Origin of the sequence: Thomasclavelia sp., assembly GCF_047249845.1 — a bacterium.
In the GTDB taxonomy this organism is placed as follows: domain Bacteria; phylum Bacillota_I; class Bacilli_A; order Erysipelotrichales; family Coprobacillaceae; genus Thomasclavelia.
Genome location: NZ_JBKTWO010000010.1, coordinates 59,748 through 69,676, shown reverse-complemented (window position 1 = coordinate 69,676; position 9,929 = coordinate 59,748). Strand labels below are relative to the sequence as shown.

At 26.9% G+C, this 9,929-nt stretch carries 17 protein-coding genes; 15 read left to right on the top strand and 2 right to left on the bottom strand.

The window, feature by feature from the left end:
* Positions 1 to 138: 138 nt before the first annotated feature.
* Entirely contained in the window at positions 139 to 288 is a 150-nt protein-coding gene (rpmG, locus tag ACLR9T_RS04335; RefSeq protein ID WP_413108306.1) for a 50S ribosomal protein L33, read from the top strand.
* A gap of 823 nt (positions 289 to 1,111) precedes the next feature.
* Here the strand turns inward: rpmG and ACLR9T_RS04330 are convergent.
* Together ACLR9T_RS04330 and ACLR9T_RS04325 are read right to left on the bottom strand one after the other, a co-directional pair.
* A complete protein-coding gene (locus tag ACLR9T_RS04330) occupies positions 1,112 to 1,291 on the bottom strand; it encodes a hypothetical protein (RefSeq protein WP_413108305.1) in 180 nt (59 codons plus the stop codon).
* Positions 1,288 to 1,410 (bottom strand): hypothetical protein, encoded by a 123-nt coding sequence (locus tag ACLR9T_RS04325; protein ID WP_413108307.1) that lies wholly within the window; start codon positions 1,408 to 1,410, stop codon positions 1,288 to 1,290. The genes ACLR9T_RS04330 and ACLR9T_RS04325 overlap by 4 nt, the downstream gene beginning before the upstream one ends.
* Positions 1,411 to 1,721: 311 nt before the next feature.
* Here ACLR9T_RS04325 and ACLR9T_RS04320 point away from each other — a divergent pair, with 311 nt between their 5' ends.
* The 14 genes from ACLR9T_RS04320 to xseB all read left to right on the top strand — a co-directional run bounded on the left by ACLR9T_RS04320 (position 1,722) and on the right by xseB (position 9,929).
* A complete protein-coding gene (locus tag ACLR9T_RS04320; protein WP_413108304.1) occupies positions 1,722 to 2,330 on the top strand; it encodes an MBL fold metallo-hydrolase in 609 nt (202 codons plus the stop codon).
* 322 nt (positions 2,331 to 2,652) lie between these two features.
* A complete protein-coding gene (locus tag ACLR9T_RS04315; RefSeq protein ID WP_413108303.1) occupies positions 2,653 to 3,639 on the top strand; it encodes an ATPase, T2SS/T4P/T4SS family in 987 nt (328 codons plus the stop codon).
* Positions 3,632 to 4,633 (top strand): hypothetical protein, encoded by a 1,002-nt coding sequence (locus ACLR9T_RS04310; RefSeq protein WP_413108302.1) that lies wholly within the window; start codon positions 3,632 to 3,634, stop codon positions 4,631 to 4,633. The genes ACLR9T_RS04315 and ACLR9T_RS04310 overlap by 8 nt, the downstream gene beginning before the upstream one ends.
* A gap of 12 nt (positions 4,634 to 4,645) precedes the next feature.
* Complete coding sequence (comGC, locus tag ACLR9T_RS04305) at positions 4,646 to 4,948, top strand: competence type IV pilus major pilin ComGC (RefSeq protein WP_413108301.1); 303 nt, start codon at positions 4,646 to 4,648, stop codon at positions 4,946 to 4,948.
* Positions 4,926 to 5,345, top strand: a complete 420-nt coding sequence (locus tag ACLR9T_RS04300; protein ID WP_413108300.1) for a prepilin-type N-terminal cleavage/methylation domain-containing protein — start codon at positions 4,926 to 4,928, stop codon at positions 5,343 to 5,345. The genes comGC and ACLR9T_RS04300 overlap by 23 nt, the downstream gene beginning before the upstream one ends.
* Entirely contained in the window at positions 5,332 to 5,553 is a 222-nt protein-coding gene (locus tag ACLR9T_RS04295; protein ID WP_413108299.1) for a hypothetical protein, read from the top strand. The genes ACLR9T_RS04300 and ACLR9T_RS04295 overlap by 14 nt, the downstream gene beginning before the upstream one ends.
* Entirely contained in the window at positions 5,505 to 5,957 is a 453-nt protein-coding gene (locus ACLR9T_RS04290) for a prepilin-type N-terminal cleavage/methylation domain-containing protein (RefSeq protein ID WP_413108298.1), read from the top strand. Before ACLR9T_RS04295 ends, ACLR9T_RS04290 begins: the two co-directional genes overlap by 49 nt.
* On the top strand, positions 5,941 to 6,315 hold the full coding sequence (locus ACLR9T_RS04285; protein WP_413108297.1) for a hypothetical protein: 375 nt from the start codon (positions 5,941 to 5,943) through the stop codon (positions 6,313 to 6,315). Before ACLR9T_RS04290 ends, ACLR9T_RS04285 begins: the two co-directional genes overlap by 17 nt.
* A gap of 75 nt (positions 6,316 to 6,390) precedes the next feature.
* Positions 6,391 to 6,948: an elongation factor P gene (efp, locus tag ACLR9T_RS04280; RefSeq protein ID WP_413108296.1), complete on the top strand. Its 558-nt coding sequence runs from the start codon at positions 6,391 to 6,393 to the stop codon at positions 6,946 to 6,948.
* A gap of 79 nt (positions 6,949 to 7,027) precedes the next feature.
* On the top strand, positions 7,028 to 7,498 hold the full coding sequence (locus ACLR9T_RS04275; protein ID WP_413108295.1) for a SpoIIIAH-like family protein: 471 nt from the start codon (positions 7,028 to 7,030) through the stop codon (positions 7,496 to 7,498).
* Positions 7,499 to 7,548: 50 nt separating this feature from the next.
* A complete protein-coding gene (locus ACLR9T_RS04270) occupies positions 7,549 to 7,887 on the top strand; it encodes an Asp23/Gls24 family envelope stress response protein (RefSeq protein WP_413108294.1) in 339 nt (112 codons plus the stop codon).
* A gap of 96 nt (positions 7,888 to 7,983) precedes the next feature.
* Entirely contained in the window at positions 7,984 to 8,388 is a 405-nt protein-coding gene (gene nusB, locus ACLR9T_RS04265) for a transcription antitermination factor NusB (protein ID WP_413108293.1), read from the top strand.
* Entirely contained in the window at positions 8,388 to 9,704 is a 1,317-nt protein-coding gene (xseA, locus tag ACLR9T_RS04260) for an exodeoxyribonuclease VII large subunit (protein WP_413108292.1), read from the top strand. Before nusB ends, xseA begins: the two co-directional genes overlap by 1 nt.
* 9 nt (positions 9,705 to 9,713) lie before the next feature.
* Entirely contained in the window at positions 9,714 to 9,929 is a 216-nt protein-coding gene (xseB, locus tag ACLR9T_RS04255; RefSeq protein ID WP_413108291.1) for an exodeoxyribonuclease VII small subunit, read from the top strand.

The following is a 9,929-nucleotide window of genomic DNA, read 5'->3' as shown; positions in this document are numbered from 1 at the left end:
CAAGTTCAGCACCATATATTTCTCAACAGATCGTTGATAAATATGTAGAAAAGTACGGTTTAAATTAAAAAACACTAGTAATTAAGCAGATACTGTGTTAATATATTTAACGGAAGTTTACAAATGGAGGTGTAAGTAATGAGAGAAAATATCATTCTTAAATGTACTGAATGCGGTGAAGAAAATTACATTAATACAAAAAATAAAAGAAATCATCCAGATAGAATGGAAGTAAATAAATACTGTCCAAGATGTAATAAAAAAACTGCACATAAAGAAAAGAAATAAGCCTAACGGCTTTTTTTCTTTATAGGAGCTAACTATATAAAATACGTGTCTTTTTGATGAAAAAGTTTGAAAATATCTAATTTTTTTATATTTTAGTTAATTAGAGTTCTTTGAAAATATGAATATATATGTATTTTTAGACATGATGAGAACTACCTGCTGAAGACATTTTTTAAATAATTGATTATCTTAATAGTAGTGGATCAAACTGTTTTTTAGTACTTAGTAAATGATAAATAATTCTAAGAAGTTTTCTAATATAATGATCTTGTGTACAGCTATGATCCTTACATTAAGAAATCTTAAGCTGATAATATTCCTTAAAAACTTTGTTGTTTTTTTATAATAGAGAGTATTATCTGATATAAAGTCTTTCTTAGATACTTTGAACTTTTCTTTGTTATAGCAGTATGTTGAGCATTAACTTGACTCATAGTGTGAAGGTGTTACACCTGCAAATTTTATGATTTGAGATGGCTTAGAATAAGTGTGAAATTCCTGGTATGGAAATTATAGGAAAGTTGTTTGAACTGAGAATTCTTCTGTTTTTGCTTATTTCAGTTAACTGTACATTAATTAGTTCTATTTAAGCTATCAAGTGTTTTATTTATATTCTTCAGCTATAGATTTCCTAGCAGCTTGTTTAAGCTGTTTAGGGATTAAAGATATACGATTTTCTTTACATTTGATGTCAAAATACTTACAAATGCTTTTCATATTTGCATTAGTGATTTGTTCAGCATTGGAGATGTTTTCGAAACATTTTGATAGACTGTGCCATGTTTAGACTTAAATAGATTATTGAATTCAAGAAAAATAAGATCTATACATTTTTGTAATCTGTTAGAATATATGTTCTTTTCTTTTTTAGATGATGATGTCTGGTAAGATGTATTTGTTCATAAAGATTAAAACTTTTAACTTTAGTAATACGATAGTTTTTCTTATGTGGCGAAGCGCCTAGAACATCACAAATAGTTAAAGTATCCAGTAGTAATATCATTCTTGTAACTTTCTAGTCAGATTGGTTGTATTTGGATTAATAAGAGCTACAGTATATTCTTTCTCTAAAAGATATTTTAATAAAGCAAAATGATAATAATTGGTATCCTCGATACCAATTAAGATAGTATTCTTAGGAAAATGATTAAGTGTATTGATTAAGATATCAAAGCCATTCTTATTTCACAAAACCTGGTGCATATACGAATTCAAGACACATCTAACTAATCATTGTTTAGAAACAAGGGGTAGGGCGGTCTTCCTAAAAGTAGTCAAAGCTACAGGGTAAAAATACAAATCCATATTCATATATTTCAATTTTAAAGAATTACAAAGTCGTAATTAACCACGAATTAATAAGACAGAAAGGAGAAGGTATATTTGTATATGACTGATAAATGAGTTAATTACAATATACCAGGTAAAATATAATGAAGGTAAAAACATTATTATTGGGCGATATGCAAACTAATTGTTATGTTGTTAGTGGCAATGATAAGCATTGTTTTATAGTTGACCCTGGAGCTAATGGGAAAAAGATAAATAATTATTTAAACGAAAATGAGTTAGTTTTAGATGCGGTTTTATTAACACATGGACATTTTGATCATATTGGGGCAGTAGATTATTTATATGAACATTATCATTGCCCAATATATATTCATCAAGAAGATTTAGATTTATTACAAGATTCTAAATCTAATTTATCGATTTTTGAAAAACCTTTTGTCATTAAAGCACCTGTATTAGTCAGTGATGAAAAAATGAAAATCAGTAATTTTGAGATAATTTGGTTACACATGCCAGGACATTGCCCTGGTTCATCCATGATATATTTACCTAAAGAGAGTATTATTTTTTCTGGGGATGTATTATTTAAGGGGTCAATTGGTAGATTTGATTTTCCTAATTCATCTAAGCATGATACAGATATGTCATTAGGCAAAATTAAGGAATTTGATTTTGATGCTGTAGTTTATCCGGGGCATGGACCAAGTACAACTTTAAAAGATGAATTATTATACAATCCGTATTTATAAAACTATTAGATTGAGAAATTTATTTGGTATAAGTTAGGTTAAGACAAGTCATGTCTTAACCTTTTTCAAGTGTGCTGGGCATGGCATACATCTAGTTGGTGAGAGTCCAGCCACGGGTATTTACTGCCAAGTGTAGTGAACCACAATGCGAAGATAAAGAAGCTAATGAAAAGGAAGCATGCCGTATACAAGACTCGTATGTACGGGTCAATGGTAGAGGCAATAAATCGCTAGATTTATTTCTCTACTCTATTTAATCTATTTATAAATATTAAAAGTAATTTTACTTTTAATATCGTAAAAGATAATAGGAGGATATTTTATGAATGACCTATTTGAAAAAATAATTAACCATGCTATAGATTATAAAACATCAGATATTCATTTATTATTAAAACAACAGTGTACTGTTTCATTTCGTCAGCATGGTGATTTGGTACTTTATAATACACTAGAATATAGAATAGGAATCAAATTAATGAACTATATTCGTTTTAAATCAAATATTGATGTTAATTTTCAATTAAAACCTCAAACAGGACATATTAACTATACATATGAAAGTAAGATTTATTATCTTCGTATTTCAAGTCTGCCTGGTAAAGACGTTGATAGTATTGTTGTAAGAATACTAAATAATCATCATCAATTATCAATAGATGAGCTCACTATTTTTAAAGATACAAGAGATTTTTTAGAACAGATCGTTAAACTTGATTCAGGATTATTCATTGTTAGTGGAGCAACAGGATCAGGTAAATCTACAACTCTTTATACATTGTTGGATACTATCAACATGCGATATCAAAAAAATATCGTAACTTTAGAAGAGCCAATCGAGATCAAAAAATCCTATTGTCTTCAAATACAAATTAATGAAAAATTAGGAATAACGTATAGTAATTCTCTAAAGCAAATACTACGTCATGATCCAGATATAATTATGATAGGCGAAATACGTGATGAACAAACAGCAAGATTGGCAGTCACATGTGCTTTAACTGGGCATCTTGTTTTAACTACTATTCATTCTAGTAATTGTTTAACTACGATTAGAAGACTTTTAAATCTTGGCGTATTAAAGATTGATGTTGAGGATGTTTTAATTGGGGTCTTATCTCAAAAAATGCTTTATCACAAAGAGAAGCATACTCCGCTCATTTTGCCTGAATACGTAGATAAAAATAGGATAAATACTTTTTTTAATGAACAAACAGTAAATTATATAACTTTTAAAGATAATGCTAGATATTTATTAGAGAACAATATTGTTAATTATCAACAGGTAGCAGGAATTTTTTATGAATGAGGATTATCGTTTTTTAGAAAGTCTAGCTCACTTTTTACAACAGGGGTATTTAATTCAAGATGTTTTAGAAATAAGTGAATTTATTTTTAGTACTAGTAAGGTGAAAGGTATTAAAGAAAAATTAAATAAAGGTTTTACATTAGATGAGGCAATTATAAAAGAGGACTTTGATCATACATTTATTGAGTATTTTAAGTTTTTTAGAATTAAAAACAATCTTTCTAAAGCTATTATTCAGAGTTTAGAAATTTGTAAATCAAAAGATACTACTTTAAATAAATTAAAAAAAGAATTAACCTATCCAACTTTACTAGTAATTTTTTTAATTATGTTTTCACTATTTATTGTTTATGCTCTATTGCCATCAATAATGCAGCTTTTTACGGAGTTTACTATCAAACCAGATTTAGTTACAAAGTTCATGTTTAAATTATTTACAGTCATTCCTATCTTAGTAATAATTATACTTTTTTGTTTTGGAACAATCTGTTTTGTTTCTCTATATGCAATAAAAAAACAATATTTTCAATTAATTGATTTTTTAGTAAAACATATTTGGATACTCAAAAGAATGATTCAAAAGTATTATTCAATTAAGTTTGCTTTGTATTATAATGAATTGTTAATTAATGGATATGATTCTACAGATATAATAATTATGCTTTATCAACAAATTGATGATAGTGATATTAAAATGTTGATATATGAAATATATCGAAAAATTTTGTTAGGAGAGTCATTAGAGGATATAATTTCACAGTTTGATTATTTTGAACCCTTATTTATCACTTTTTTTAAATTATTATTACATGATAATCGTAGTGATAAATCTCTTGATAACTATTTAAAAGTTTCTTTAGATACCTTGCATTTTAAGGTGATTCAAGTAATAAAATTCATTGTTCCGTTTGTTTATTGTTTTACTGCTGGATTTGTTATTTTAGTCTATATTTCTATTGTTATTCCAATGATGTCTGTGATTAGTACTTTATAAGGAGGAGAAGAAATGAAGCGTAGAGGATTCACACTTATTGAAATGATTTTTTGTATATCTGTTATCTTAATTATTTTATTATTAGTAATACCTAATGTTACTAGTAAAAATAGGGTTGTCAAAGAAAAGAGCTGTGATGCTCAAGTTGAAGTAGTTAATTCTCAAATTGTTTTATATGAAATTGAAAATGGACATTTACCAACTAGTATTTCAGATCTAACTTCTGGTGAACATCCATATTTAACTGAAAAACAAGTTACTTGTCCCAGCGGGTTGACAATTTCAATTAGTGATGGGCAAGCTTATGCAAAGTAATCAGGGATTTACTCTAGTTGAAGTTATTTTTACTATTAGTATTATTATAGTTCTTAATTTATTTACTCTTAGTTTTGCAATCTCATCACCACCACAAGTATCAATTGATCAACAATGCACTAAAGTTATTGATTTATTGGAAGAAGCAAAGACAAAAGCATTATTAAATCATGAGCAAGTAGATATTTTAATTGATATTGATCAAATTAGTTATAACTATCAAAAGGAATTTATTGTTAGACTTAATAATAATTACCATTTTCAAAATAGTTTTGAGCTTTATTTTAATAAAAATGGTAATGTTAATAGTGGGAATCATTTGAATATTTGTAATCAAAAAGAATGTAGAAGTATTATATTTAATGTTGGAAGCGGGGTTTTTTATGTTAAAGAATAAAGGAATGACACTTATAGAAAGTTTGTTTGCATTTAGTGTTTTTATTACTATTGTAGTTGTGATTTTTAGTGGCTATGCGAATGGATTAAGATATTATCAAGAAGATAATAAGGATTATGAAAAATATATTGAATCTCAAAATAATAAGGAGTTATACCTATGGCAGACAAACGATTTGTTTACATCAATAAACGAGGTTTTACACTAATTGAAGTATTATTTTCATTATCAATATGTTTATTGATTGTTTTAAATGTATTACCAATTATTAAAACAGTTGCCTATAAAGATAAAATAACTACTAATTCTAGTAATTATGCAATTGGTGCAAAACAGTTAGCAAAAATCTTATATACTTCAAAAGATATTGTTGTCAGCGATACTTTATCATTTAAAGATGAAAAAGAGCAATTATATACTATTACATTACATAATAATAGAGTTGTTAAAGAACCAGGATTTGATATTATTATCAGGGATGTTAAGAGTTTGAATTTCTATTCAGATAATGAAAAAATATATATGCAATTAAATAATGGTAAAAAGGATTTTCATTATTTAATTGCTACAAATTATGAAAAGACAAATGAAAATAATGAACAAATTGAATAAAACTCAAGGGTCAATCTTGCAACTAGTTTTAATTATTTTTTTGGTGTTAGTATTAAATATTGGGGTATTTTTTTCTAGTATTGTCAATAATAGTAAAGCAATAAATAGAGTAAAAGAAATAAATGAAAATAGATTGATTGAATTAACTATTCTAAGGTATTATAAGGAGATGATTTTAAATGAAGTTTTAATTAGTGATATTATTACTGTTCAGGATTATATAATTGAATACACTGTAGATGATTTAGGGGATTCTTATTATATTGTAACAATAGTTAGAGAAAAAGAAAAAGAATATAGTTTTAATTTAAAAATTAATATTGATACTTTAGTTATATCTTCATTTGAATATCAATAATTAGTAAAACTGCTTCACTTTATCAATGATTTTTGATATAATCACAACGTAAATTACAAATAAGGAGATTTTAAAATGATTAGTGTTGGAGATTTAAGACCAGGAATTACTTTTGAGTATGAAGGTAACTTATATGTTGTATTAGATTATTCACATAATAAAACAGCACGTGCTGCTGCAAATATTAGAATTAAAATGAAAAACATGAGATCTGGTGCAACTACTGAAGTTACTTTTGGTGGAAATGATAAAGTAAAAAAAGCTCATATTGATAAAAATAAAATGCAATATCTTTATAATTCTGGAGAAGCATTAGTTTTTATGGATAATGAAACTTATGAGCAAATTGAAATTCCTGCTGATAACCTTGAATGGGAAATGAATTTCTTAAAAGAAAGTGATGAGGTTGAAGTAACTAGTTACGATGGAGAAGTATTAGGTATTTCTTTACCTATTAATGTTCCTTTTAAAATTATTGAAACAGAACCAGCAGTTAAAGGTGATACTGCAACTGGAGCTACTAAAAACGCTGTTATCGAAACTGGGTTTCAAATTAAAGTGCCATTGTTTATCTCTGAAGGAGAAATGGTAATAGTAAATACTGTTGATGGTAAATATCAAGGTAGAGCATAACACTAGTTTTAAACTAGTGTTTTTTTCATACTTTTTTTCTTGTTGCATATAATAAAGTAGTTGATAAAGGAGAAAAAATATGAATAGACAAGCAATTACTTTTTTAACCTTATTTAGTCTAATTTTAGTACTTTCAATTTATTATATTCTTTTACCTCCTGAAAATACTGCTAATGAAGTAGCGGTGAATAATCAAGAGGTATCACAAATTGAGGCATTACAAAAGAATTTAGATAAAGAAAGAGAAGACTTGATAAGTGAAAATAACGCAATTATTGCTTCTAGTGAAAGCGATAGTGATAAAATAGCATCTGCTTTAGCTACTATCAGCGAAGCGAAAGAAACAGCAGCGTTAGAAGCAAAAATCACTAAAATTGTTAATGATGCTGGTTTTAAGAATGCCTTTGTGGAGGTTGAAAACAAAACAATTAAAGTAATCGTTGATAAAAAAAATGGTAGTAGCAATGATGCAAATAGTATAATTAAAGCAATTATGGATAAAACTAAAAATGAATATCAAGTTGAAGTTAAGTTTATTAGTGAGGCTTGAATTTTATCTTGATTTTATATACAATAAGTGTATATAAAGGAGTATTTGATATGAGTCAGGAATATTATGCAGTAGAAAAAGAAACAAATTTAGGTATTTTAAATATTGGTTTAAGTGTTTTTCAATCAATTGTTGTTAAAGCGGTAGAATCAATGGATGGAGTACAATTTGAAGGTAATATGTTACCTATGCCAGGGAGTGATCCAGTAACTATTCGGCTTAATAAAAATAATCAAGTTATTGTTGATATCGCTATTTTAATTGATTATGGATTGAATGTAACAACTATAACAAGTGCATTGCAAAATAAAATTTCACAAAGTTGTTTTGAAATGACAGGGATTAAAAATATTAAGGTCAATATTGAAGTAAAGGGTATTAATTTTTAAAGATTATCAAAAGATAATCTTTTTATTTTCTAATTCGTTTATTTTAAAGGTCAAATATGGTAAAATCAGGTTAGATATTTTGGAAGGACGGTTTAAATGAAAAAGTATAGAAAAAAATTAATTAGAGAAAAAGCAGTTATTGCGATTTATCAAAAATTACTTGTTGATATAAATGAAGAAGAAGTACATGAATATTTAAATAGTGATAAAGAACTTGCTAATAATAAGGATGATTATGATTATTGTTTTATGTTAATCATGAGTATTGCTGGCCAAATAGAAAAATATAAAGCAGAAGTGGCAAAGTATTTAAGATCTGGATGGTCAATTGAAAGATTATCAAAAATGGAATTAGCAATTCTTTTAGTTGGTTGTTATGAATTATTAGAGACTGAGCAAGGTAAAGAAGTTATTATCAACGAAGCAGTAGAACTTTCAAAAAAATACTGTGATGAAGATTCTTATAAATTTATTAATGGATTATTAAATAAGATAAAGTGATGGAAAAGAAATATTTAACAGTTAGTGCATTAAATCGATATTTGAAAGCAAAAATTGATGCAGATACACAGTTACAAAAAATTTTAATTAAAGGTGAAATTTCTAATTTTAAACATCATAGTTCGGGACATCTTTATTTTACGTTAAAAGATGAACAATCAAGAATTAATGCAGTTATGTTTTCTTCAAAAGCAAGAAAGATGCTATTTAAGTTAGAAAATGGTATGAAAGTTTTAATCCAGGCTAGTGTTTCAGTATATGATGTAGCTGGTACATATCAATTATATGTTGATAGTATCGAACAAGATGGTTTAGGAAATCTGTTTTTACGGTATGAACAATTAAAAAAGCAGCTTTCTTTAGAAGGGCTATTTGATTTAGATAGAAAAATTACTATTCCTAAGTTTCCTGGTAAAATTGCTGTATTGTCAGCATATCCTAGTGCAGCACTTGCTGATATTGTAAGAACGATCAATTTGAGGTTTCCAGTTGTTCGAGTAATTGTTTTTCCTATTCCTGTTCAAGGTAAAGATGCGTATCTTCAGATAATTAGAACTTTAAATTATGTAGATACATTAGGATTTAGTACTATTATTATTGCTCGTGGTGGCGGATCTTTAGAGGATTTATGGAATTTTAATGAAGAAGGATTAGCTCGAGCAATATACAACTGTAAAACACCTATTATTAGCGGTGTTGGTCATGAGGTTGATTTTACAATTTGTGATTTTGTTGCTGATTATCGAGCTGCCACTCCAACCGCTGCAGCAATTAAAGCAACTCCAGATTTAATTGAATTACAGCAAAGTGTAAATAATCTTCAATATAAATTGAATACTTTGATGAAACAAAGAATAGCATTAAATAAACAGTCGTTTACAAAAATTAGATCATTTTATTTATTTAGAAATCCTGATAAGTTATTTGAGGATAAGAAGGCTAAAGTAGATTATTTATATGATCGATTGAATGATATTTTTACATACAATTTAAGTAACCAGAGTAATAAAGTAAAACATCTAATACAAACATTTAATCATCAAGCTAATCTTTTTACAATAAATCAAAATAATCATTTAAACTTGATTAATCAGTCAATGGAACAGCTTATGAAACAAAAAATGAAATATGAACAAGAAAGATTTTATTATTTGGTATCAAAACTTAATACTTTATCTCCCTTAACTACACTTGAAAGAGGATATGCGATTATATTGAAAGATGAAAAAGTCATATCCTTGGCTGATGAACTTAAATCGGGTGATAAAATTGAAATTAAAATGAAAGATGGTAGTCAAAAGGCTATTATTGAATAGAGGAATATTATGGACAATATTACATTTGAAGAAGCAATGAATCGACTAGAAGAAATTATTAAAATATTAGAAGATAGTCAAACTTCTCTAGAAAAAAGTGTTGATCTTTTTCAAGAAGGAATTAAATTATCTAAAATATGTAGTGATAAATTAGCAGGGATTGAAAATAAGGTAGCGAAAATATTAGTAGATGGAAAACTTGAAGATTTAAAGATTGAGGAATAA

Coding starts and splice junctions, on each gene's coding strand:
- rpmG (WP_413108306.1), top strand. CDS start 139: ATGAGAGAAAATATCATTCTTAAATGTACTGAATGCGGTGAAGAAAAT.
- ACLR9T_RS04330 (WP_413108305.1), bottom strand. CDS start 1,291: ATGATATTACTACTGGATACTTTAACTATTTGTGATGTTCTAGGCGCT.
- ACLR9T_RS04320 (WP_413108304.1), top strand. CDS start 1,722: ATGAAGGTAAAAACATTATTATTGGGCGATATGCAAACTAATTGTTAT.
- ACLR9T_RS04315 (WP_413108303.1), top strand. CDS start 2,653: ATGAATGACCTATTTGAAAAAATAATTAACCATGCTATAGATTATAAA.
- ACLR9T_RS04310 (WP_413108302.1), top strand. CDS start 3,632: ATGAATGAGGATTATCGTTTTTTAGAAAGTCTAGCTCACTTTTTACAA.
- comGC (WP_413108301.1), top strand. CDS start 4,646: ATGAAGCGTAGAGGATTCACACTTATTGAAATGATTTTTTGTATATCT.
- ACLR9T_RS04300 (WP_413108300.1), top strand. CDS start 4,926: ATGGGCAAGCTTATGCAAAGTAATCAGGGATTTACTCTAGTTGAAGTT.
- ACLR9T_RS04295 (WP_413108299.1), top strand. CDS start 5,332: ATGTTAAAGAATAAAGGAATGACACTTATAGAAAGTTTGTTTGCATTT.
- ACLR9T_RS04290 (WP_413108298.1), top strand. CDS start 5,505: ATGGCAGACAAACGATTTGTTTACATCAATAAACGAGGTTTTACACTA.
- ACLR9T_RS04285 (WP_413108297.1), top strand. CDS start 5,941: ATGAACAAATTGAATAAAACTCAAGGGTCAATCTTGCAACTAGTTTTA.
- efp (WP_413108296.1), top strand. CDS start 6,391: ATGATTAGTGTTGGAGATTTAAGACCAGGAATTACTTTTGAGTATGAA.
- ACLR9T_RS04275 (WP_413108295.1), top strand. CDS start 7,028: ATGAATAGACAAGCAATTACTTTTTTAACCTTATTTAGTCTAATTTTA.
- ACLR9T_RS04270 (WP_413108294.1), top strand. CDS start 7,549: ATGAGTCAGGAATATTATGCAGTAGAAAAAGAAACAAATTTAGGTATT.
- nusB (WP_413108293.1), top strand. CDS start 7,984: ATGAAAAAGTATAGAAAAAAATTAATTAGAGAAAAAGCAGTTATTGCG.
- xseA (WP_413108292.1), top strand. CDS start 8,388: ATGGAAAAGAAATATTTAACAGTTAGTGCATTAAATCGATATTTGAAA.
- xseB (WP_413108291.1), top strand. CDS start 9,714: ATGGACAATATTACATTTGAAGAAGCAATGAATCGACTAGAAGAAATT.